The organism is Microbulbifer maximicatervae (SeqCode) (assembly GCF_052467815.1).
Genome location: NZ_CP174326.1, coordinates 3,056,339 through 3,081,383 on the forward strand (window position 1 = coordinate 3,056,339; position 25,045 = coordinate 3,081,383).

The 25,045-nt window shown below is 44.7% G+C and carries 16 protein-coding genes; 8 read left to right on the plus strand and 8 right to left on the minus strand.

The genetic code is table 11. The features are described 5' to 3' along the window. Positions 1–3: 3 nt before the first annotated feature. Positions 4–1,608 carry a 5-guanidino-2-oxopentanoate decarboxylase gene (locus ACJJIW_RS13270; RefSeq protein WP_282933630.1) on the minus strand — a complete coding sequence of 535 codons (1,605 nt, stop codon included), beginning with the start codon at positions 1,606–1,608 and terminating at the stop codon, positions 4–6. 267 nt (positions 1,609–1,875) lie between these two features. On the opposite strand from ACJJIW_RS13270, the gene pdxH reads away from it, so the two are divergent. From pdxH to ACJJIW_RS13290, 4 genes are all read left to right on the plus strand, one after another. Continuing rightward, positions 1,876–2,514, plus strand: a complete 639-nt coding sequence (gene pdxH, locus ACJJIW_RS13275) for a pyridoxamine 5'-phosphate oxidase (protein ID WP_282933629.1) — start codon at positions 1,876–1,878, stop codon at positions 2,512–2,514. 236 nt (positions 2,515–2,750) lie between these two features. Then, entirely contained in the window at positions 2,751–4,442 is a 1,692-nt protein-coding gene (locus tag ACJJIW_RS13280; RefSeq protein WP_282933628.1) for a molecular chaperone HscC, read from the plus strand. After that, complete coding sequence (locus ACJJIW_RS13285; RefSeq protein WP_444935417.1) at positions 4,442–5,773, plus strand: RDD family protein; 1,332 nt, start codon at positions 4,442–4,444, stop codon at positions 5,771–5,773. The genes ACJJIW_RS13280 and ACJJIW_RS13285 overlap by 1 nt, the downstream gene beginning before the upstream one ends. An 87-nt stretch (positions 5,774–5,860) precedes the next feature. Continuing rightward, positions 5,861–6,166: a hypothetical protein gene (locus ACJJIW_RS13290; RefSeq protein WP_444935418.1), complete on the plus strand. Its 306-nt coding sequence runs from the start codon at positions 5,861–5,863 to the stop codon at positions 6,164–6,166. A 184-nt stretch (positions 6,167–6,350) separates the two neighbouring features. Here ACJJIW_RS13290 and ACJJIW_RS13295 read toward each other — a convergent pair whose 3' ends face one another. After that, a complete protein-coding gene (locus ACJJIW_RS13295) occupies positions 6,351–6,683 on the minus strand; it encodes a hypothetical protein (protein WP_444894477.1) in 333 nt (110 codons plus the stop codon). A gap of 690 nt (positions 6,684–7,373) precedes the next feature. On the opposite strand from ACJJIW_RS13295, the gene ACJJIW_RS13300 reads away from it, so the two are divergent. After that, positions 7,374–8,420, plus strand: a complete 1,047-nt coding sequence (locus ACJJIW_RS13300) for a hypothetical protein (RefSeq protein WP_444935419.1) — start codon at positions 7,374–7,376, stop codon at positions 8,418–8,420. Positions 8,421–9,092: 672 nt separating this feature from the next. Here the strand turns inward: ACJJIW_RS13300 and ACJJIW_RS13305 are convergent. Further along, positions 9,093–9,317, minus strand: a complete 225-nt coding sequence (locus ACJJIW_RS13305; protein WP_444935420.1) for a hypothetical protein — start codon at positions 9,315–9,317, stop codon at positions 9,093–9,095. Between the two features lie 1,472 nt (positions 9,318–10,789). On the opposite strand from ACJJIW_RS13305, the gene ACJJIW_RS13310 reads away from it, so the two are divergent. From ACJJIW_RS13310 to ACJJIW_RS13320, 3 genes are read left to right on the plus strand one after another with little or no spacing between them, the layout of a single operon-like run. Continuing rightward, positions 10,790–13,282, plus strand: coding sequence for a hypothetical protein (locus tag ACJJIW_RS13310; protein ID WP_444935421.1), 2,493 nt, complete (start codon positions 10,790–10,792; stop codon positions 13,280–13,282). Further along, positions 13,260–17,039, plus strand: coding sequence for a DUF637 domain-containing protein (locus tag ACJJIW_RS13315; protein WP_444935422.1), 3,780 nt, complete (start codon positions 13,260–13,262; stop codon positions 17,037–17,039). The genes ACJJIW_RS13310 and ACJJIW_RS13315 overlap by 23 nt, the downstream gene beginning before the upstream one ends. 2 nt (positions 17,040–17,041) lie before the next feature. Beyond that, positions 17,042–17,563, plus strand: coding sequence for a hypothetical protein (locus tag ACJJIW_RS13320; RefSeq protein ID WP_444935423.1), 522 nt, complete (start codon positions 17,042–17,044; stop codon positions 17,561–17,563). An 858-nt stretch (positions 17,564–18,421) separates the two neighbouring features. Here the strand turns inward: ACJJIW_RS13320 and ACJJIW_RS13325 are convergent. From ACJJIW_RS13325 to ACJJIW_RS13345, 5 genes are all read right to left on the minus strand, one after another. Continuing rightward, the gene (locus ACJJIW_RS13325) at positions 18,422–18,769 is read right to left on the minus strand and encodes a hypothetical protein (RefSeq protein WP_444935424.1); all 348 of its coding nucleotides are present in this window, start codon (positions 18,767–18,769) and stop codon (positions 18,422–18,424) included. Positions 18,770–18,869: 100 nt separating this feature from the next. Further along, positions 18,870–19,769 carry an alpha/beta hydrolase gene (locus ACJJIW_RS13330; RefSeq protein WP_444935425.1) on the minus strand — a complete coding sequence of 300 codons (900 nt, stop codon included), beginning with the start codon at positions 19,767–19,769 and terminating at the stop codon, positions 18,870–18,872. Positions 19,770–20,015: 246 nt separating this feature from the next. Then, positions 20,016–20,948 carry an ROK family protein gene (locus ACJJIW_RS13335; protein ID WP_444905883.1) on the minus strand — a complete coding sequence of 311 codons (933 nt, stop codon included), beginning with the start codon at positions 20,946–20,948 and terminating at the stop codon, positions 20,016–20,018. Positions 20,949–21,146: 198 nt separating this feature from the next. Next, positions 21,147–23,651: a TonB-dependent receptor gene (locus ACJJIW_RS13340; RefSeq protein WP_444935426.1), complete on the minus strand. Its 2,505-nt coding sequence runs from the start codon at positions 23,649–23,651 to the stop codon at positions 21,147–21,149. Positions 23,652–24,004: 353 nt separating this feature from the next. Further along, positions 24,005–24,991, minus strand: a complete 987-nt coding sequence (locus ACJJIW_RS13345) for a glycoside hydrolase family protein (protein ID WP_444935427.1) — start codon at positions 24,989–24,991, stop codon at positions 24,005–24,007. Between the last annotated feature and the right edge of the window lie 54 nt (positions 24,992–25,045).

The window sequence follows — 25,045 nt, forward strand, 5'->3', positions numbered from 1 at the left end:
AGTTCAAGGGGCGGTGATTTCGATAATTGTTGGTGTTTTGCGTTGCAGGGCTTCTGCGACTGCCGTAGCTAATTGCTGTGGTTTGTCGATGCGACAACCTTCAGCGCCAAAAGATTTTGCCAGTGCGACAAAATCCGGAGTGCGAAGATTAACACCTTCTTGAGGTACTTCAGCGGCATCCATAAAGTCGCGAATCTCTCCATATCCGCTGTTGTTCCAAACCAGTATTGGCAGGGGCAGTTGCTGTTCTACTGCAACGGCCAGCTCACCGAGAGTAAACATCAGGCCGCCATCGCCGATCAAGGCAACTACATCCCGCTCGCTGGATAACTTGGCCCCGATCGAGGCGGGCAGGGCAAAGCCCAGCGTGCCATAACCGGTGGTGCAGGTAATATGGCTGCGAGGGTGGTACAGCGGCAAGGCGTGGTTAGTGTTATAGGCCAGTTGTGTGGAGTCGGTAACCAGAATTCCCTCATCTGGCAGGGCTTCGCGCAGAGCTTCAACCCAAGGGAAGCGCTCCTCAGAACCTTCCCACCATTCTTTGCGGCAGTTACCGATTAATTGTGAAACTTCCTCTTCTGCGCGCTGTTTTGAGCTCTCTTCGCACTGAACCAGGGCTTCGCTTAATTGCTGAAGGCTTTCTGCTGCATCCGCGCAGATGGCCAGGTCCGGCTGGGCATTGCATACCAGCTGAGCCGGATCAATGTCGATGCGGATCAGTTTGCCGGAGAAAGCGTAATCCTCTTTCACCAGATTGCGATCGGTTTCCGAAAGCTCTGTGCCAACGGCCAAGACCACATCGGCAGCTTCCACTCGCTCACGCACGCAGTCAAAACTGAGATTGGCTCCGCCACACAGAGGATGTCTTTCATCGACAACGCCTTTGGCCGCCAGAGACAGGAAGACTGGAGCTGCAATTTTTTCTGATACCTGTGTTGCCGCCTCTCCAGCAGATTGCGCGCCACCGCCCAGCAGAATCACCGGGCGTTCGGCAGCTTGCAGCCACTGGGAAGCAGTCGCGATAGCTGTCGCATTGGCTGCCGGTACCATGGCATTGGGTGCCGCGCGGTAATCGTCCAGCTTGCCGGACATAGGAGCCGGGAATAAATCGATAGGGATTTCGATATGGACAGGGCCGGGGCGGCTGGACTGCAATAGCTGGAATGCCCGTGCCATTACTTCCGGTAATTGTTCTGCCTGGGTCAGGGTGTGCTGCCAGATACAGAAGCCTCGACTGGCATCGCTTTGGCGGGGTAGCTCATGCAGGCGCCCACGGCCCATGCCAAGGTCTTCCCGGCGATTGACGGCGGAAATAACCAGCATGGGAATTGAATCTGAGTAAGCTTGCGCCATCGCAGTGGCTGCGTTGGTCAGCCCCGGCCCAGTGATCAGGAAACAGACACCGGGCTTGCCGCTGGCGCGGGCATAACCGTCTGCCATAAAGGCGGCGCCCTGCTCATGCCTTGGCGTGATATGCATCAAGTCGCTACCGGGCAGGCCGCGATACAGTTCAATAGTATGTACGCCGGGAATCCCGAAAACTTTTTCTACCTGGTATTCGCGCAGCAGGCGCATCAGCACCTGGGCGCATGTGGGCGCAGAGGACATAAGCACCATTTTCCTTATTCGTGTAAAAATGCAGTGAGCCTAGCGGCCCACCAAAAGCCGTGCAAGCAACCGCAGAGTCTGCATCTTCACAGGCAATATCGCAGGAAAATTGAGATTCACCCGGCACTGCGGCAGGAAACTTTGTACGCTTGGGTTGCTTTACCTGTCAGTAGATTTTGAGGAATTTGACGAGGTGGCTGCCGCACAATAGCCTTCCGGCACTTCGCTGAATAAACTTTGAGCTAGAACAACCGAGGAAGTATCACCATGGAAATCGATCAATGGCGTCGGGAATACCAAATGGGTGGTTTAAGGCGCTCTGAATTGAAGCCGACCCCCGTGGAGCAGTTTCGCAAGTGGCTTGCAGAAGCTGTTGAAGCAGAATTAGTTGATGCCAGCGCCATGTGTCTTGCCACCACTAACGCGGACGGGCACCCGTCGCAGCGGATTGTTTTGCTGAAAGGCTTCGATGAGAAGGGTTTCGTTTTCTATACCAATTTACAGAGTGATAAGGCCCGGGATATGGCCGTTAACCCTCAGGTGTCGCTGTTGTTTCCCTGGTGCCGTCTCGAGCGGCAGGTGATTGTTTATGGGAAGGTGGAGCCCGTTTCCCGCGAGCAGGCAGAGGCCTATTTCCAGTCGCGCCCCCTGGACAGCCAATTGGCCGCGTGGGCTTCGCATCAGAGCCGGCCGCTTTCGTCCAGGGAGGAACTGGAGCAGCAGTTTGATAAAGAGAAGGCTCGCTTTGCCGGTAAAACAATTCCATTGCCAGAATTTTGGGGCGGTTACTGTGTGGTGCCTAATGCGGTTGAGTTTTGGCAGGGGGGCGAAAATAGATTGCACGATCGTTTTATTTATCGCCGTGAAGAAAATGATAGCTGGAATATAGAACGTCGCGCCCCCTAATTTTCATATTTATCTTTTCGTGGCCCAGCCCTTTGGGCCACAACTAACCGCTGAATCACGCTTCACTTTGTGAGTACCTATCCCCTGATACTGTTTTATAGCGATGTCTTATCTGGCAATTTGTGGTCAAGGCCGCTTAGAATAATGCGCCATAAATATAGCTAAAACTATTGTCTTAAAAATTCTATAGATTCGATCGTTTTTGCAATTCGAATCCAAGGGTAGGTAGGGGAAATATGGCCATTATTGGTATCGACTTGGGAACCACAAATAGTGCTTGCGGGGTACTGACTGATGAAGGGGTAAAACTAATTCCCAATCGTTTGGGTGAAATTTTGACCCCGTCAGTTGTGGGGCTTGATGATTCTGGCCGACTGCTAGTCGGCAAAACGGCTAAAGAACGTCTTATTAACCACAGTAGTACCACTGTGGCTGCGTTTAAGCGCTTGATGGGCACAGATCACAAAGTTTCCCTGGGGAAACAGAAATTTAGTGCAACAGAACTCTCCTCGTTAATTTTACGTGCGCTCAAAGAAGATGCAGAAACTTTTCTTGGTGAAGAAGTAACCGAGGCTGTAATCAGTGTCCCAGCTTATTTTAATGATAATCAGCGCCATGCTACCAAGTTGGCAGGAGACCTTGCGGGATTAAAAGTAGAGCGGCTAATTAACGAGCCAACTTCGGCGGCCATTGCTTACGGTTTACACGACAAGCGTGAAGGAAACTTCCTTATTTTAGATCTTGGGGGTGGCACCTTCGATGTTTCCATCCTGGAATTTTTCGATGGCATTATGGAAGTCCATGCCAGTGCCGGAGATAACTTCCTCGGTGGAGAGGATTTCGTTGAGGCAATGATCGATGATGTCCTGGCTGAGTTTGAAATTAAGAAAGAAGCCTTAAGCCCTCGCGATTTGCAAAACTTATATATGCAAATGGAAAGCGCCAAACGTCGAGTCAGCCAGCAGCCTGAGCAAAAACTTGAATTACAACTTGATGGACGCTCCCTGCAATTCCAGGTGACCCCAGAGTGGTTTGAGAAACTCAGCACACCTCTGTTGTTAAGAGCGAAACGACCAATTGAGCGGGCAATGCGCGATGCAGATTTGCCCCCACAGAAAATTGATGAAGTGGTATTGGTTGGCGGTTCGACGCGCATGGCCCAGTTTCGTTCAATGGTGGGCCGAATGTTTGGTCGTCTGCCAGCCTGTCATCTGGATCCGGACACTGTCGTTGCGATGGGGGCGGCTATTCAGGCTGGCTTAAAAGAAAAGAACTCAGCACTGGATGATATTGTCCTGACCGATGTATGCCCTTACACCTTGGGAACTGGGGTTATCAATGAAGATAATCCTCAGCTCGGTGCTTACTTTATGCCTATTATTGAGCGCAATACCGTTGTACCAGTCAGTGTTGTAAGGCGGGTTTGGACTGCTCGGGATGATCAAACCCAACTTTGTGTAGACGTATACCAAGGAGAGAATCGCCTGGTATCTAAAAATGTGTACCTGGGTGAGATGACAGTTCCTGTGCCGAAAAAGCCTAAAGGGGAAGAATCGGCAGATATTCGCTATACCTACGATATGAATGGGCTTTTGGAAGTGGATGTGACCGTGGTCTCCACGGGTAAAACCTTCAACAAGTTAATCGAGTTTACGCCGGGAGCTCTCTCCGATATACAAAAGGCTGAAGCCCTGCAAAAACTGGCAAAACTAAAATTCCACCCTCGAGAAGATGAAAAAAACCAGGCAATCATTGCTCGTGGTGAGCGCCTGTATGAATCCAGTTTGGGCGAGCAGCGTGAGTATATAGCTCAGTTGCTATCATCCTTTGATAGTGTCCTAGAAAGACAAAATCCTACAGAAATTATTAAAGTGCGAACTGAGGTTAGTGAAATTCTGGATCGTTTGGATGGTGAGGACTGGATTTGATGAATCCCTGGGCCATTCTTGAAATTAACCCCGTCACTGATGCTCGGGCGATTAAGCGTGCTTATGCAAAAAAACTTAAGCAAACTCGCCCAGATGAAAAACCGGAAGAATTCCAGGCCCTTCATGCGGCTTATAAGCAAGCACTGAAACTGGCCGAGCAGTTACAAGAGGAGGCTACTGGGCTTACGGAAGCCTCCTTGGGAACTTCTTCAACAGGGCAGGCAGAAAATACAAACCATGAGAGGGTTAATAGTGAAAGGGTAGCAGTATTAGAGGGAGCGCAGGAAGTTGAAGTGAGGCCTTCTGCTGATGGAATATCAACTCCGCCAGTGGCTGAAGAACTCTCAGTGAAACAAGAGAGCGATTCTGAACCCTTGGAGCAGAGCGAAAGAGTTTCCCCTGATAAGCAGTCAAGTGAATCTCAGGAGACGCGAGACCCGGATAGAGATTTGCGTATCGAAGAATTTCGGCGGGTACTTAGGCAAGTTGATGAGATGCTCAATAATCATTTGGAAATGAGCTTGGAAAAAAATTGGGACTTTCTCACCAAGAGCCCCTATATGCTGGATGAGGAGTACAATTGGAACTTAGGTCTTTCGGTATTTGAACGCTTTGCCCAATTTAATCAAAGTGCTGTAGAGGGGAGGGGATCTACGAGATTTCGCCCACAAGTAACGCCGAATATTTTGCAGTACTGTGATCAGCTGTTTAATTGGCGAGGTAATGCGTCTTACCTCTACCAAGCGCTCGATGAAAAGTTGTGCAATAGCATATTTAATAGCTTGGAAATCCATGAGTCCCGTATTGATCCCTTGCAAGGGCTTCGTGGCGGGGGCAAGGTGGAGGCTCAAAGTGAAGGGGAATTTGAAGAGCATTATGAAAGGTACTTTTTTGGTGATTTTGTACCCAGAAGTGTTGCCCTCTTTTTAGACTTGGTTATGACTTATATGGTCGTTGGCTCTCTTGCTACTGCGGCAGTGATGAAACTCTTTGATTTTCCGGAAGCTGTAGCAGCCGCAAAAGTCATGCCTTTTTGTTTTGGAGCCTACCTGGTGTTTGCTTGGCTATTTGAGTGTTCCAAACTTCAGGCAACACCCGGCAAGTATATAATGGGCTATCGGGTAACCAGTCAAAAATTCGAGCGGATTGGATACTTGCGAGGCCTTTGGAGAACTGTAAGCTTTGCCTTCACTAGTGCATTTGGGCTTATTGCATGGATTATCAATTTCTTCCTGGTTGGAAAATTATTGCATGATCGGTTAAGTCGCACTTATGTCATTAATATGCGTAAGACCCATGAAGAGCATTTGCGCCGTTTGAGGAAAGCTTAGCTTTAGGGCGGGGATACGTTCCCGCTCTTCCCTTATTATATTTATTAACTAGCCATACAGATAAAATATTAGGCTAAAGCAGCCACCTTGCAGAGGCATCGTGGCGGGGGTGAAGTAGTAAAGGTTAATAACGAAGCTATAATTGATGACTGCGAACAGTATTATTTTGGCTATTTGTTGGCTAAGGGGGGGGCTGTTTTGCGGGATTTGTTCCTACTTTATGCAGTTATTAGTTTTTCGACATCGATTATTCTAATGAAGGCCTCCGAGAAACCAGACGGTATTGCAACCTTGGAGGCTGCTGGAATTTGCGTTTTGGAATATTTATTCTTTGTCTGGCTATTAGGTGGCTCTCGATTTCCGGCTACTCCGGGGAAATGCTTGATGGGCTAAGACCAATCGTCAATTTGGGCATATTTGTTACTTCTTCTCTTTTAATAGCTTTGCAGTGAGTAAAAGCTGTAAAGTTTTCTTGAATGTTTATGGTGGTACTAAGGGGGGCTAGCCATCTAACTGAAAAATATCGAATAACTGGCTAGCCAAGATGAGTTAGAATCTGAGGGTTTTTTTTGGGTGTTTAATTGTTGTTTACGTTGAAATATCCAAAGGTCGGGTAAATGCCATCTTCATAACATGAATCTAGAACATAAAAACTAGCTTTTTTTCCGGCAAAAAATGCCGCGGTTAATAAGCTTAGAGTTTCTTGGCCGTTTTCGGCATCTTTGCTCCAACGTATCGAATTGCTGCTGCAGCTATCTGGACCAACTGTTTGATCCAGATAGACGTAGCAGGTTGCATTATTCATGTGGCAGCCTACCTTGTTAATAGTGACATCACCAGATGAGCCTGCGGCGAAGGCGCTTTTTGATAGGGTCATCACAATTAATGCAGTCAGAAATTTGAATTTCATAGGGATCTCCAGCTTATGGTGTTGTTTCATTAATTCTAAAGAGTTTTGATGGCTTATCAAATGGTAAATTACTAATCTATATGTTTTCTATTTTATGCCGGGTTGTTATTTATGTCATAGTTTTGAGCAAAATATCAAGCTCCACTTGGTATGCAAGCACCATTTACGGGTGTTGTGAGGCGCTGAAGTAAAGGTGGTCTTGGGTAGGTGTCTAATTTGGGGTCGATAGAATAAGTATGTACGGATCATAATGATGAGATTCTTTTTAGTATCTGGGGGTGCTTGAGTTAGTGTGTGCCAGCCCGAGTTAATTTCTAGCAGGTGTATTTTTTAAAATATCTTAGGCTAAAAGTAGAATTTTATGTTGTGTGAGATGCTTCTTATAATTGATAGATGGAACATTTGTTCATGTTTTATCTTTTGAAGAGGAGAGATTTGAAATTTCTAAGTCAGCACATCTTTTAATGCCTACCAAATAGAGGCATGGGTCGGGTTTTTGGTGGTGTGACGACAGATTTACTTTGTAATGATTTGCGGTAGCTTTTTGTTTTGTCGTACTATTTTGGGATGGTCTCTTTCGGGGTGGTATTGACCTGTTAGAGTTGACTAGAGATTTTTGTCGTTCTCATGGGCGAATTTCACTTTGCCGATATGAGAATAAATTTTGTACGGTTTGGGATAGGGAAGTTTATGTGGGAGAATGTTAAGAAGCTACCTCTTGTTGGGTGTCTGTTGTTTGCTTTGCCAGATGGTGTGTTGGCTCAAGAGGAGATGACGGCTGCAGCCGACTTGAAAGAGCCTGAGATACTTATATTACATGGAGAGGTTGCTACTCCAATAATTTTTCCCCCGGGAAACGTTGTGCCTGATCATATAGAGGCATTTGGTTTTTATCACTCGGGTAAGTACGTTGATTATATTTCGGAAGTCGCTCCTTTTTCGACTTTTATTAATCTGCATTGGAGTAATGTGGATGAGAAGTTGGCAGAGGCTAAAAGGCATGGGGTAAAAGTTTGGGTAGAGCTGGCGCCTATATTTTTTGATTCACAGTCGGGCTACACCAAAAGAGAAGATTATCTTGAACAGTGGGAAGCTGCTAAAGAAAAATTAAAGCCTTATGAAGATATTATCTATGCGCTAGACCCTTTGGATGAGCCTTTTTATCGGTCAAGTATGAGCGATGGTGAAGTAAAAGAGTATTTGGATGAAATAGGCCTTATTTTGATGCAGGACTTTCCTGATGCATATAGAGCTATAACTTTCACAGAGGATAGTGTTGAAGGAGTGTTGTATTGGGGGACGTATGTAGATTGGATCTCTCCGGAAGGAGATTATAGTGGGTATAGTGAATATATGCCAATCAATTACAATTTGTTTGGTGTAGATAAATATAAGGGTGTTAATTTTCAGGGTGGAATGACCGATCTTTTGAGAGAAAACGTATGGGCAGTATGGGAGCATACGGGCGCTTTGCATGATGCTAAGTTTTACATAATCCCTCGTGCATTTATGACCGAAAACACAACTTATGGCTATCTTACGGAAGAGCAATTGATAACAAGAGCTCAACAAGCTTATGATCATGCTGTGAGGAATGAAGATGTGATCGCCATTTATCCTTTTGCTTGGCCTGAAGTGTATGCAAGTAAAGGGACTCTTTACGGGCCGCGCTATGTCCCTGAAGTAGAAGAAGAGTACCGAAAAATTGGTAAAGCGATTAAGCTGTTCAGGGATTAATTAATAGATTCCCTATGCAAGTCTTTCTGTTTTAAGTCTTGCATAGGGTGTTGTTTTAGTGAATTTGGCTTTGCTATATTTCTTTTCTCAGTGTTAGCAATAACACCTTATTGAAGGTTTATTTAGGACTTGATTGTTTTTGAGTTTCTAATTGAGAGAACTTGAGCCTGAATAAATTTTGTTCTCTTATATGGTTGTCTGAACTTAATAATCCAACCTTGAATATAATTAGTGAAATTAGGTAGCTAGAGATTTGGCTACTTTTACATCTATATTTGTATGGAGGTTAGTATAGTGCGAGAATTGGAGCAGTTTTTCTCTTCACGGGCTTTTAAGTCATTTGTATCTCTCGGGCAATAGAAATATCTGATTTATTGTCGTACTAATCGAGATTGGAAAAAGTATTTTGGGATCATTCTCTGCTTGGGGCTCTATTATTATATATGCTCTATTTTGATCTTAATTAAGCTTCATTTTTGCAGGATGCGCAGTCTGTAATACAAAGTGAGCATCTATCTTCTTCGGTCATGGAGGGCGTTTTTTGAGTTTTTTTCAGCAGTTAAAGAAATGGTGCTTAAGTGGTAGTGAAGTAAATTTATTTTTTCCAGGCGGCTGGCTTAAAAATGGCCCCTATTTGAGGTCCGGCCCCCATCCTGGAGGCCGGAAAATAAATTATTCTTCAGTCCATATCTGAAGAGAAATTAATTCAGCACGATAACCGTTGCAGGTATCCTCTACGTAAGCCATGACAGGCTTTTGTGCCATTTGCGCAGACAGTGCTATAGATAATATATGGTCCATCATCTCATTATCGTTTTTACTGACAAAGACACTTGAACTCCATTCGCAGCCTGGGTCTGTACCATCGTATGTGACCTGTCTGTCGAATTGTATCACGATACCATTCTTACCCCATGCAGTTTCGATCCATTTAACGTAGAGTTTGTTGTCTGAATCGGATTTTACTCCAGCTTGTGCAAATACCGGTAGCAGGCAAACAAATAGAGTTATAATCACTCTCATATTTTTAAGTCCTTGTCGTGCTTGTTTTTAAAGTTTTCGTAATATACTTTACTTTATGATTTTTTCAAGGCCTTACTCGGGGGGGGGAAATACTCTTTTTGTATATTTGTTGGTAGGTTTTATTGATTCTTATTGTGTTTGTAATCAATGTCAGTTTGTTGGTGGTTGGGCAAGGTGCGCTAGGAAGAATATTTCCAGATGGTACCTTGGTTCTAAATATCTTTTCTGTCCCTTTATCATAGCCTGGATTGGCAGCACTATCGTAGTTCTCATTTTCAAATGCGCGCTTTCATAGTGTAAGGCTATTGTAGTTGCGAGATTTCAGTCTTTTTGCTAGTTGAGAGAAGTCTTTTACTGCATAAGCGGAGGCGACTTTACTACAAGTCCCCTCGCGACCAATAAATACACGCTTTTTCCCGAGTCGGCATTGCGTGCTGCATAGGTCAATTCATTATCTAAGATTTTCTTATCGGCCGACAAATACCGCGGCTTCCAATGACGTGTCGGTTAAGGCTCTTGGCCTGGTTTAAAGGCGTATGGAGAGGGAGGGCCGAATCCAGCGAACACCCCGCCAGGGTTTCGTCTCCTCCGCCACCTTTAAAATTGCTATCGATAAAGAGTTACAGTTCCTCTTCGATAAACTCAAGAAAGTGATCGGCGCGCCCACCGAGTTAGGCTTCTCTGATTACGTTAGCATAGGGGTGAAGTTCATTGCTCGCACGGCGAAATATTGGTTGTCAGCAGCGTGGAGGATATCCAGCAGATTTACAGGATATATCAAAGCTCATCGGGAACCTGCTCTTGAATAAGGTTGGGACTACTTACAGGGGGGGGCTAGAGGTCATCGGTCATAAAGTGACAGGGTGGCGATCAGTATTTTTTGGGGTATGAGAGAGTAAGTGTTACGTTATTTCATCATTGTTAATTTACGGTAGGCACTAAGAGTGCTTTTTGTGTTTTACGAGGTGGTAGTCTACCTTTTCCACCTAAAAAAGAGCTGTTCAGGGGATTGTGGTGGCTGGTGAATAGCGACTCCTGTGGTGTAGCCAGATAGTAACACCATAATGAATATGTGCTGTTTCCGCTACTATATTTTTTGCGTTTCTTGTGGTTTTAAAGGTTAAGTTTTGTTAGGATGCCGCGTCAATTTTTAAGTTGCTGATTAATTATTATACTGGGCTTAATAAGTGCTGAGTAATTGTCCAGTACTTTCGGGGCGATTGAAGAATTTTGCTTGTTAAAAGCTAAACGATATAGAGAGTTAAACCGTACGGTATCAAAGGTTATTTGGGGCTGAAAAGTAGCAGCTACTAAAGAAAGATTTAGCATTCATTGTTGGGGATTATATGAAGCTCAATTCAAACTATTTAGTTCAAACTATGCTAATGGGGCTCGCCCTATTTGGTGGTAGTGCATATTCAAGTGCATCTACTATTGCACCTAGCAGTATTCATTCTAGTGAAATTTCATTAGTTGATAATGAAAGTGTTGATACACTGCGTGTAAGACCTGCTAATTCTAATGGAATTTCTTGGAATCAATTCAACACCTTCTCTGTATCTGGGCAGCCACTGCAATTATTAAATATTCCCGGGTTGCTAGAGGATTCTACGCCTGTTGAGGCGGCTTCCTTAATTGTAATTATCGCTGATCGTATAAGCCTAAGCGGCCTCGTAGAAGTAATGGGGGCACCAGCAGATGTATTGTTTTTATCCAAGGATGAAAACGGTAGTATTAGCTGTCTGAACTGTAGTTTTAGTAATATTCCTCGAATCACTATGGCCGCTGCTCAGCCGTCAAAGACAATTAGTGATAATGTTGCAGATATTGGCGAGCTAACAGCCACCAGTGGCTCCATCAGTCTTTCAGGGATGAGCGCTCCGGGAGCATTGTTGGTAGAAACCCTATCCGATGAGCTATTCATTAGTGGAGCCCTAGATATTCACCAGCCGGCCAGTAAGGATAGTAATGGCCTTATTCCTGATGAAAATGGTAATTACCTACTGGGAACAGGTCTGGTAAATGCCATGGCTGGCGACATAAGCTGGAATTATGATTTACAAAAGATAGAAAATATTATTCCGAAATCTGGGGCGGTATCCCAGACGCTGGAAGGATCAATTAGGGCTGCGGCTGTCAAGCTCACTACCGCAAATTGTTTAACACTTGATACTGAGATTGATACCACCTCTGATTTCTTATCATCAGTACGTTACCAGAATCAGGTTGTGCTCTCTGGAGAGTCTGTAGAGGTACAAACTTTTGGAGTATGTGACACGACTGTTACGGAAGATATGACCAGTAATGGTGATATTACTATCAAGTCCAATGGTTCCCTATTGTTTCCTTCCTCAAATGTGAATATTGAGGGTAAGGGCGTAACGGCAATTGCAAATGGGCGACTTGAAAACAAATCTGAAATTTTTGCACATACGCTTAAGGTTGCCTCCGATGAAATTGTGAATTTCGGCCTGCTGGAAGGGGGAAGTACTTTATCGGCGTGGGCAGACAATAATGTCTACAATCAGTTTGGAGGTAAAATTACCGGAGGAGTTGTAGACGTACAATCTCAAAACGGTTTTGTAAGAAATGGCTCTCGCACTCCTTATCTGCCAAATGAATCTTCCGTAGATGACTTGCTAACATTTTATGCTGGCGATTTAACTTTAGAAAAGCCGGAAACCTCTGAATTTGGCACCTATTATCGATCTGGGATAAATGTAAGCACGACGAGTAATTTTTCACAGCCTTCAGATACATCCGCTCATATTATTGGTGAATATGTCCGGATTAAAGCGAAAGGGGTTGAAAATATTAATCCCTACTGGGAGAAAGTTTCTGACGATAAGACCACTGTTCTCCTGAGAAGTCTGGTAAATCAGACCACTATTTCAGGTGAAAATGGTGTAGAAATTCAAGCCCAGAACTACCTGTTAAATTCATCAGCGGTATTGCGGCTAAATAAGGGTAGTGGAACTCTTAAATTAGAAGGTAAGTATATTGTTAATGAGCGATATAGAAACTTAACTCTTCTAGATCAAACTTATTACACTATCTTAGATGGTAATACTACAGAAAATATTGAAACCTACGAAACCAGGGCGTATACATATTCCCCACCAGGGATCATAGTATCACTTGGTGATTTAGAGACTTATGCTACAGCAGGGTTGGTGAATAACGCCGCTTATTTAGAGGTTTATGGGCAAGCACTATTTGATACACCTGTCGTTCATGATTATGGTATCTCGCATAAAGCAATTAGCAAAGAAACTACCACGACAAAGGTTTATTTGTGCGAAGATTTAAGAGGTCCGGGAACAGTCTTTGTTCCGTGCTCCGGTAGTGATGATTATGTACCGGTAATGTCTGGCAATGAAATTGTTGTTGCTGAACCTAAAGATGCTGACTCACTATTTTTTGTGCATGGGAATGTTAAAGGTAGTGGCGAGTTTGAAAGTATAACTCACAATACTTTTGATGGTTTTAAAGAGGTTGCTGTATCTGATTTGGTTATAAAGTATAGCCCAGATGGTTGGAATAATTATGATGATGTCCTAATGCCTAGTCAGCCAGGTCAATCCTCGAATGTTAGCCTTTATGAGGTGAATCATGTATTTGAACATTCTAGTAATCTGACCAATGATACCTTACAAATTTTCTGGACCCACAATTGGGATGTCGAACTTAGGGCAAATGAACAAGTACAAGGAATTATTGGGTCAAATTCTGAAGATAAAACTGAAAGTTTTTCCCTTTTTGAAGTGATTAAAGATATGTTTGAGTCACTTAGTAATGTGATTGCTGATTTTCTAAATGAATTTGACTGGTGGAGTTAAGGGCTTAAAAAATAAGATGAATCAAGAAAACACCACTGTCACCAGTTGTAAAAAGAGAATAGGGATGCGTTTCTTTACCCACTTGGTCGCTTTCTGTTTCCTGTTTCAGACAATGTTGCCAGCTTATGCGGCAGCTTTGTCATCAGGGCAAATTCAGCAAGTTCTGGATTCCATTGCGGAAATTGAGTTTTCTACCACTAGTGGTAGCTATCAATATACGGCGGCGCCTTATATTGATACATCCGCTCAAGATGGATATTCCAACATCCAGGACTTTTATGGAAGATTACGGGATGAATATATTGAATCCTTAGGGTCGCCTACCTATGTACCTATTGGGGTAGGGGGTATCACTACAATCCTCCCAATTTATGATAACCCCAAGTTGGTAGGGGACAGCTTTGTACAGTCACGATATGTTAGAGATCAAATACAAGAGCTTCTGGGTAGGCATTTAATCGACTCTGATAGCGCCTACTTTAAAGATGAAACCAGCCAGTTAAAGACCTTGTATGACAATGCGTTTCTCTACGCGAAGTTGGCGAGCACGACAGAGATTTACGGTGATCCAATTTCGGAAAGTAAATTTGATCGCGAAAATAGCCCTTACGATATGGTTTGGCCAGAACGCCGGGTTATCCACGGAGAAACAGTAATTGTCCCTGTTGTTTATTTGACAGAGCAAACAATTGCTGAACGACGAGTGACTGATCATAGTGTTGGTTTTAATAGTAATGTTAGCTTTAGTCGTATCAATATTCAGGATGTTGATATCAAGCTTGGCCGTGAAGCATTCCTAAATGTAGCCGGTGATTTTGTAGTACAAAATAGCAGTGTTAGTGGCTGCGAGCTGGATATAGTAGTAGGTGGATCACTTCGTTTACTATCAAGTCAAGTTGATGCGTGTGGCAATCTAACAATTGCCGCTAACAGTATTGAAGCTTCTACCCTTGTCCACCGTTATGATTTTGGTAATGAAACGGGGGGCTTCTTTGGCGAGGTGACTTCGATATCTGCGAGTGGTGATTTACTAGTTCGCAGTAGTACGAATATCATCTTACAAGGCGTTACAGTGAGTGCTGGAGATCAGCTAACTTTTGCGGCGAACGGCAATATATTTATAGGTGCACAAAATATTACCTCTAGTTTTGAAGGGGGGCAGGGTGGTTGGTATGTCCGCCGATCAGGAGTTAGCTATCTGCAGTCAAAACTAACTGCGGAAGAAACCATTCAACTGATTGCTGGGGGGCAAATTGTTCTGGATGCTGCAGAAATTGTTAGCGATCGGGGACATATAGAATTACTTGCGGGCTTGGGTATAACTATTGAGGATGAGCTGGAAACAGTTCAGTCCTTTAAGAAGGGGAAGTTTGGTAAGCGTAAAATAGAGGAATCCATTTACCAAACCATAGCCATTCGTTCTTTACTGGATGCAGGAAAAAATATCAGATTGCACAGTGATTTCGGTGATATCACATTAAGAGCTGCTGATATTAAGGGTGGCCTGGGAACCGAGGTTAAAGCTGCAGGGGGTAAAGTTAACCTGCTGATGACAACTGAAACCGATCATTACACCTATAGTTCGGTTAAAAAGGGGCTGTTTACAGTAACAACGAAAAATAAAGGCCATATCAAGGAGACTGGTGTACCTAATACCATTGTGGGTGGTTTTGCTGTAGAGGCTTTAGGTGGAGTTTCAGTTGAGTATGAGGGGAATCCTGAGCTATCCCTTGATGAGCAGATTGCGGAGCTGTCTAAATTTGAAGGTATGGAGTGGATGGCAGATGTCCGAGCATCTTCACCTGAAGTAGATTGGACAGCTATTGAGCTTCAGTATGAAACTTGGAAAGAATCTAATACTAGTATTACCCCTGCTTTTGCAGCTGTAATAGCAATTGCAGTTGCTTGCGTAGCTGGCCCAGCAATTGGTAGCTTTGTGGGAGAGTTTGGTGGTGTAGCTGTATCTGCAGCAATTAAAGCAGGTATGACATCGTTTGTTAGTCAAGCAACTCTTGCCGCAGCTAACGGTCTTGTGAATGGTGATGTGGGTGGGGCAATGGAAGACCTTGCCTCCAGTGACACCTTAAAGAGCTTAGCAGTGGCAATGGTTACGGCCGGCGCAATTGCCCAAATCGATGCGGCTATTTTTGATATTGATACAGAGTCTGTTAATGAAGCAGCGACAGCAGCTAAAGATTTGGCAGAAGCTGGAAATGCTACGCAGGCTCAAATTCAGGCCGCAGTTGATGCGGCAATAAAAGAAGCCTCGACTCTTTCACTGGAAGCGCAGCTAGTTCAGACAGTTACCCATGCTTCAGTGAATGCCGGTATTGAAACTGTAATAACCGGGCAAAACTTTGAAGAGAGTTTTATGCTGTCCCTCGGTCAGTCAGCTGTGAATTCTATTGGCAAGCATATGGCAAATGAAATTAAAGCCAATTGGGATGGGCCAAATGCAACTGATCTTGATACCACTATCAAATATATTGCTCACGCTGGCGCCGGATGTATTATCGGTGCAGCAAAATCAAGTTTGAGCAGCAATAGTAGTCAGGAGGGGTGTCAATCTGGCGCTCTTGGAGGAGTCGTTGGAGAGCTGGTCTCTGATGTGCATAAAAGCCAGTCGCAGATTGCTGACGATGTGGCAAATTTGGAGAGATTTCTAAAGGATAATGGATTAACTGATCCTAGTATGCTTACACCGGATCAGCTAGAGCAGTTTTCAAAGCTAGATGTCTCTGCTACCGTTAGTGAACTATTGGAGTTACGTAGAGATGGTATTAACTTAGCTAAGCTGGGAGGCGCTTTAGCGGCATTTATTAGTGGTGCCGATGCATCTCAAGTCAATATTGCTGCTTTAACGGCTGAAAACGCCGCAGCAAATAATTCTCTATATTTACTGCCTCTTGCCTCAGAGATGTTAAATGTAGTTGAGCTCGTTTCTAATAATGAAAGCTTGTATCAATTATACCTGGCATGGATCTCTGGAGATGAATATACATTTCAATTGGCCCTGATGGTATGGGGTGGAGAAGATCAAGAGAATCCTACTTTCTGGGATAGGATTAATATTTTTTCAAGATATAATCTAAAGAAAGAATATGTACGAAGAATGAGTGTCTGCCCTAGTACAAGCCTCACACAAACCTGTGATGGTCGTACTATTACACCAGAGATGGCTGAGACTTTTTCGGAGCTTGTAGGAGGCACGCTTGGAGCTGTGACTCCGGGTGAAGCTGTAGTGCTATCCGGTGAAGCTCTTCTTGCTAAATTAGCATTACAAAAAAGTAAACCGCGATGGAAAGGCTCTTCAGATAACGTAGAACTTCCTAATGGTAGCGCTATTGAGGAAACTGTCACCGTTAGACGAGTACAGGGAGGAACAGATCCTGACCTTAATAAGCAAAGTAAGTTTTTGATCGCTGTAGATGACACAAATAATGCGATAATCAAAAAAAATGAAAGGCTAAATGTAAGCATCGGCGATGATTTACATGCTGATTATTTTTTATCCAAAAGACCTGGTGCTGAGATTGTTGAGTTTCAGATTCCTAAGTGGATGGATGATTTTATTGAAGAGTCGGCACTGCCTCAACTGAATGCCAGTAGCAATCCACTGTATGATAAGCTAATAATACCATTGAGAAATGACCCGACTACTCCTGGCCGCTCGTTTGAGTTCCCACCTATTTGGGCCTCTTGGCTGGAAGAGGTTGCTATTCCTGGGTCCGCAAAGATAGTTAAGGAGCATGATTAGGAATGTCACTTCAAGAAAAGATTGTTGCAGTTGTAAAGTTTAAGGACGAAATCTCTTACTATAGGAGCAAGCGTGCAGATTGGATTCTGGATTTGAATAAGTTGAGACAAGCTTATATCGATGCGGGTTACTCTATGCCGGAGCTTGATGATTCAGATAGGTTTGGTATCCACTCTATTGCAGATAATAATTTTGAATTATTTTTGCAAAAGATGGAGCCGAAGAAGATTCAAAAAGACACTCTTAGCTTGCTTCTTGCGAAAAAATTTCCTTCTGCGCATTCATGGTGGGATGTTGGTGAAATTTTTCCGACAATTTTTGTCGATTTCGACCGCAAGGTGGTCGGCGCATTCTATTATGAGGGAACCAAAATGGAGGTTTATATTCCGAATGAATGGAAGGGAGAGTTTATAGATTTTTCAAATGATTACCCTGAAGAGGTATTCCCAAAATCTGAAAAATTTTGGATAAAAGGTGATTCTGATCTCTTGCAGATATTGAATGAACGAGGCCGCAGTAAATAAGTTTGTTTATTTGCCTATTCAAAGATATTGTTTGGTGTCGTTACGGTGTATTGCGGTGGTTGCTAGAAAGCAACTACCGTAATAATTTCTGAAGAAAGATCTAAATATATGTTTAAAATTAGAGGCCATTCGCATAACCGGTAGTAGGGTGTGTAATAGTTCGGGCTTGATTTAACGGGATGTCCTCTGAAAGACAGATAACTATTAAATCAAGTCGAAACTGTTGGTAAGAATTTTTTCAGTTTATTTTTAAAATTTCCACCTTGCCAGGTCTCGCTATTCAGCACAGTAAGGCTATAAATTGAATTATTTCTCGCTTCAAATTTGTAGGGATGTCAGTTCAGCGCGTGAATAGCTGCAAGTATACTCTATATATCATTACGGAATTTTGAGTATCTGTGTTGCCAAGACAATGAATAACATCTGACCCATAATCTTACTATTCACGCTGGAAAAATTGCCTTGGGATCATTCATGTAGCCTGGATCTGTAGCGTTATATGTAGTCTGTCTATCAAGATTGATAACCAAGCTATTATCCTCCCATCCGGTTTTAATTCACTCAATGTAGAGCTTGTTGTCTGATTTTGGCTGTACCCCTGCCTGTACGAAGGCAGATAAAAAGCAAGCAAAAAAAGTTATCTAAAGCCTTGGTTCGATAGATGTCTTTTAGGAAAGTATGCCCAATTTCTGTGCTGACTGGACTTGAGCATAGGGCATAATAGGTTCATCTGTGAAAGATTTAGTTAGTCTTTCTGAATTAAAGAAAAATACTGAATAGGCAATTTTTCATTCAAGTGCTATCCAACAAGGTATGAGAAATTGTCTATAAATTAGGCTGACGGTATTGTATCAAGTGTTATTCATTCCATACTCGTATAGAGATAAGTTCAGGTCTTTGATTGAAGCAATCATCCTTAACATATAGTGTGACAGGTTTGTGAGCCATTTGGGCACCCATGGCTAATGATAAAGTCTCACTGTGTAAGTTATCCTCATTAACTTTAATAACCACACTTCTTGTCCATTCGCAATTGGGGTCTGTACCGCTATAAGTAATAGTCCTATCGAATCCTATTGCCAGTGTGTCTTTACTCCAGCCGGTTTCTATCCATTCAATATAAAGCTTGTTGCTACTATCGGATGAAACTCCTGCGTAGGTTAATGTGGGTAATAAGCTGGCGAATGCTATTAAAAGTCTTTTCATTTTTAATCCTGAGGGGAGGGAGAATTATGGAGGGGGAGGAATATACTTAAACAAAATTATTTTTCAAGCTCTTACTTATCCTGAATCAAATAGACAGCTCTTAGAAGGAATATTTCCTAGGTAATACACTGGTCTTAAATACCTTTTCTATCCCTCGATCATAACCTGGATTAACAACACTACCGTGATTCTCATTTTCAAATACACGCTTTCTTAGGGTAAGGCTATTGTAGTTACGGGACTTCAGTCTTTTTACTAGTTGAGAGAAGTCTTTTACCGCGCAAACCGAGTCGATTTCACTGCAAGTCTCCTCATCACCAATAAATAAATATACGCTTTTCCCCAAATCCGTATTGCGTTCCGCATAGGCCAATTCGCTATCTAAAATTTGCTTATCGGCCCACCAAATACTGGGGCTTCCAATAACATATCGGTCAAAGCTATTGGTGTAGTTAAAAAGTGCATGGAGAGCTAGAAGCCCACCCAGGGAATGGCCCACTAGGGTTTCGTCTTCTTCGTTACCTTTAAAATTATTATTGATAAAGGGTTTGAGTTCCTCTTCGATAAACTCAAGAAAGTGATCGGCGCCTCCACCTAGTTCGGCACCTTTGATCACACCAGGCACGGGGGTGAAATCCAATACTCGTTGGGCGAAATTTGGACTGTCAAAAGCGTGGGAGATACCGACCAGAATTACAGGGGGCATTTTGACATTGCCAAACTCATCGGGAACCTGTTCCTGAAGAAGGTTAGGGGCTGTCATAGGGAAATGCAGAAAGCCATCGGTCATATAAATGACTGGATAGCGATCGGTGTTTTCCGGGGTGTACGAGAGAGGCAGCATTATGTCGATAACGTACTCACGCTCTAGTAAATCAGAGTAGAAGTTGTATGACAGTATCCCTGGGCGGGTGAAAGTTGTGGGTTCGGCACTGCCGGCTGCTGCCAGCTGGCAACAGGCACTAAGAATACCTATCACTAATAATCTAATTATTTTCATTACTATCCCTGAGGGGCGCTGAAACTTACCTGTTATCGCCCTGCTTACTAGAGGTATCTATATGGAAGCCTAACAGATAGATAAAGGGAATCGCTAGCTGGGGAGGGGGTTACTGCCGCAGGAATCACTCTTCATCGCAAGTTTTTGCTCAAGAAGTGGTCGTAATCACAGAAATAGGGATATTGCACTTGGGAACCACGCCCACTGAGAAGAGGATGGGCGGGAAGGGGATGTCCCCTCCCTGGTTTAGGCAATGACGTTTTTAGTGTTGTATAGGTGCTGGGCCATCCGCAGAGAGCCGACTTCACCGGACCTTCCCACTAGTTTTGGCGCAACGATATACCGTTCAATATTACTTTCTGAGACTTGGGGAAAGTAACCACCGGCTAAGGCTAGGAATTTTTGTCTTATGCGATTGAATAGGTGCGCCTGTATCATCACTCCACCCCCCAGTATGATCCGCTGTGGTGAGTAGCAGCTGGTAAGGTTGACACACATAGTGGCCAGATACTCCGCCTCCAGGTCCCAGGCCGGGTGGTGTTGTTCCAGGTGTTGGCCACGCAGTCCCCAGCGCTCCTCTATCGCAGGACCTGAGGCCAGTCCTTCAAGGCAGTTGTTATGAAATGGGCAGTTGCCTTTAAAAGAATCCTTTTGGCTGTCTCTAGGCATCAACATATGCCCAATTTCCGGGTGCATAGATCCATTGATCAGCTGCCCGTCGATCATAATGCCGGCGCCGATACCGGTACCGATGGTGACGTAGACAAAGTTCTTTACATCTGTAGCGGCGCCGCAGAGGTGCTCTCCAAGGGCGGCGCCATTAACATCTGTATCGAAAGCAACTGGTACCGACAGGGCTTGGCTGAAGTAGCCAGCCATATTGGTATTGGACCAGCCAGCTTTAGGTGTTTGGGTGATATAGCCATAGTAGGCGGATTCTGGGTCCAGGTTTACCGGGCCAAAGCTGGCTATGCCCAGCGCAGAAACGGTGCCGTGGCGCTGACTGCTTTCGTGAAAAAACTGAGCGACCTTGGATAGCGTATGTTCTGGGTCGGTGGTTGGGAAGCTGGCTCGCTCACGGATGTCATTAATCCCAGCGGCTACCACACAGTTAAATTTGGTACCACCGGCTTCAATTCCGCCGAGCAAGGTATCTACCGCATTGCCTTGCATTTCCATCCTAATCCGCTCCCCGGGTTACATAAGTTATTCGTATTATCAGTTGATGGTTGCTGAACTTACACCACTGATAGTTTATAGCTGGTTATATTGTTTCTGAAAGAAAAAAACCGAGCGCCGGTGGGGGCCAGACGCTCGGGGTTTGCAAAGCTATGGGCAGAACTGCAAACCACTTACTAGAGTAGGGAAGAACAACGATCAAAAAGCGTAATTGAAACTGACGCTGGTGGAGCGGCCACTGATAGCCCGTCCGCGTACTATGTCTCCAACTTCTGCGTAAGACTCTTCAACTTCGGTAACAACAAATTCATCGGTGAGGTTGTTTATATTAAAGGAAACGGTAAGGTCTTCTGTCAGGTAATAAGAACCAAACAGATTGACCAGGACATAACCTTCCTGTTTCAACTGGTTGGAGTCAGAAACAAAATATTCTGTAGACCCTTGGAGGCTTGCACCAAATGTAAAGTCATCACCAAAGTTATATTGCGGTGTAATCGTGTAAATGAAATCAGCTTGACGGCGCGGCGTATTTCCTACGACAGAACTGTCGTTGGCATCTTTTGAAATTTCGGCGTCGGTCCAGGTGAGGTTTCCATTTACGGAAAAGTCTCCATAACTGTAGGCTGCTTCCAGCTCGATTCCTTGGGCTTCATACTCGCGTACAAACGTTAAGCCGCTAGTGATTTCTGCATTGGTCTCTTCAGTGACCGTATTGAAGTAAGTTGCAAAGAAATCCAGATCGCCGGTTGAGAGTTTGTATCCAATTTCCAGCTGGTCCACAGAGTCGAAACCATCGGTGGTGTCAGTTAGGCTTCCGTCACTGTTGAGGGCGCCGCTAATTTGTAGAAGCCGATCGGCAATTGCTCGACCGCCCTCGCTGTAGCGGGCAAAAATAGCCATGCTGTCGTTGAGAATATAATTCCCACCGAGAGAGAAAGAGGTGTTGTCTGCATCGTAGTCAACGAGCTGGGTGGATCCATTGGCCATTGTGATGACGCCGCCGGTGAATCCAAAGGCATCGGAAGCGCTAGCACTTTCCACATCGCTGATAATACCATCGCCATTCAGATCGTAGTCTGTATCACCACCACAACAGCTGGAAACCAGGGAGCCTTTGGCATTGACCATATCGTGGCGGGCACTGACATCGAAGGTAAAGTCGCCGATGTCGATCGCCACATTCATATAGGGTGCATAAGTTTCATATTCCAGGTCCCAGGCCCAGGAAAGAAAGCTTGCAGACCAGACCCCATCATCTACCAGTACATCTCCGTTGGCATTGGCAGTTATGGTGAGGTTTTCAGAATTGCTGCCGTCAACAGTTTGAACTAGGGCATTCCAACTATTCCAGCTGGTTTTGATATTTTGGTTGGAGTAATAGAACCCACCGGAAACAACAATATTATCGCCAATTAATTTATCGACTTTAAAGTCGTTAACTATCAGACCCAAATCGTGTATTTCTGTATCAAAGAGCAGGTCGACATAGGCGAGGCCTTCGGCCTCTTCACCATTGGCATAAGTCACCGTTGTGCCGGCGCTACAGTCTATGGCCTCTCCGCTACTGCCTACGGCATTTGCACAAATGGTATCAGCCATATCCTGTGTGGATTGTGGTCCGTAATCGCCGAAAGTATCGGTAAAGGGGGAAATAAAGCTGCCGCTAACATCAGAAATTCTGAATTTGTCGGTAACAGTCCAGCCATCATTAAATTCGAATTTGGTTTCAAAGCCATAGGCTTCCACCAGAGATTCGATACCGTCGGATAAGTCGCGGGTTACCGGATTGCCGTAGGCATCAAAAGTGGAAATGTATCGATAATTATCGGAATGCAGGGTTTGGCTGCTGGCATCGAAGTTGGCAACCGTGCCGAATTCACCATCGCCCTTATAGGTTACAGGGCCAGGAAGATAAGTTGTTACCCGGTCATCGAGATGTTTGTAATAGAGGCGGACATAACCGTTATCAAACTCTTTGGTGAGGTTGGCCTTGAGTTGGCCGCCGGAATCCCCATCAAAGCCGGTCTCGCGGATGCCTTCTCCCTCTCTTAAAAATCCGCCGACATAGAATCGCAAAGTGTCATTCAAGTGGTGGCCATAGCCAAAGTCCAGGCGGGACTCATCGTAGTCCGCACCAAACGAAAGTCCTACATTACCACCTTCTTCTTCGCCGGTATTGCTGATCATATTGATCACACCGCCAGGGGAATTACTGGCAAAGGTGGAGGCAGAGCCGCCGCGTACGCTTTCTATACGTGCGAGAGAGGAGTCGGTGCGAACAAAGTTGTCAGTGTTACCGAAATTAATATCGCCGTATTCTAATACAGGCAATCCGTCTTCCTGGATTTGCATATATTTGGAGCCGCCAGTTGCCAGGGGAATACCTCTAACGGTGATATTTGCATTGCCGCCGCCACCGGAGGATTCCGCCCGAATACCGGGTAAGCTGCGGAACAGCTCTGCGGTAGAGCGCGGGGCGTACTTCGCCATTTCCTCAGTGTCCAGTGCACTAACGGATACGCTGGATTCCATCTTGGTAACCGGTCGAGCGGTTGCGGTAACCATCACCTCTTCAATTTCCGGCATTTCCTCAGCTGTTGCCGGTACCGCTACGCTGGAGGCCATGGCAACTGCCAGGGCTATGGAGTGTGGTTTAAAGTGTTTCTGTGTCTCTGAACCTGCTTGGAAGCCCTCTGCAATCACGGCGCTCTCCTCAATCATCTCTTATGGTTATTAGATTTTTCACGGCCCGTTCTCTGCGGGCTCGAGACTCTCTTCCTGTTACCGCATGGGTGGGACCTCTCCCCGCGAACACATTTATTAAATCACTGTGATTTAATAAAGGCAATACGAAAATTTGCGGAATTTACGCATTGGAATTAGCAAATAAATAAGTAGACCAAAGAGAAGTAGTGATTTTTGCGGTATCTATCTTTGCTTTTGGTGACAGCGCTGCTTGTCTTTCTAAGTAACACTGGTTCCGAGAGAAGGGGATACGGGGCAGTAGATGCTTCCGGTGAGCATCTACCTAAGAATTTTTTTGCGATTCCTGCCTGCTAGTCTTTGGCCAATTCCAGTTGTCCATCGTCCATAAACTCGATGCGTTTGGGGTCGCAGATACCGCCGATAAAGTTGCCCTCGGCATCGTCCCTATTAAAAGCCAGCAGATACCAATGTTGGTCCGGCCCCTGAATGACCCGGCCAGAATAGAGTGATCCCTGCTGGTCTGCGCCGATAAAGCCATCTCCAAGTACTTCGTATGGGCCATTCAAATCATCGGCGACAAAATATTTTGTGCCAGTCAGTGGTGTACCCTGCATGGATTGTCGATGGGCAGCGCTGTGGAACTTTGTCGATACTGAGCAGAATAGGTAGTAGCGGCCATGGATATATTCAATTTGCGGTACTTCCATTTCACCATACCAGCCGGGAGCCAGTACCGGTTGTCCTACTTTCCAGTGAATTAAGTCTGTTGAACTGGCATAGCCAACTGCGCCACGCCCATCAGGGCTGCCCTGGTTACAGCGCGCAGTGAGATACATATGGTAGAGATTCTGCGAGGGGTCTTTAACGATCCATGGGTCACGCCAGGATGCATCGTGCCAATATTCAAGGTTCAGGCCATCGTAGAAATTGGGATCTAATTCCACCAGGGGGTTGTTGGGGTGTTTTTCCCAGTGTAATAAGTCTTTGGAAGTTGCCAGGCAGACCCGCTGAACCAGGCCTTTCTCCGAATATTTAGTACCGGTATAAAACATATACCAGGTATCGCCTTCCCTGTGTACACAGCCGGTCCAGGTAGTGTAAGAGTCTGCAGCTTCCTCACTGGCGGTTGCAGTTCGAGGTGAGGGTTTTAATGCATCCTGGAGCGTTGTCCAATGAATAAGGTCCGTAGAAACGGCATGACCGACAGATACATTCCAATGGCGCAGCTCAGGATCGCCCAGTGATTTATCGGCTTGAAGGTAAAATACATGGTACTGGTCGCCGTCCTGCGCGAACCAAAAATCCCATACCCATTTATTATCGAGATTAAATGCCATGATATTTACCTCATTAGTGCTGATTGGAAATTTGCCGGTGAGTTATTGCTTTGA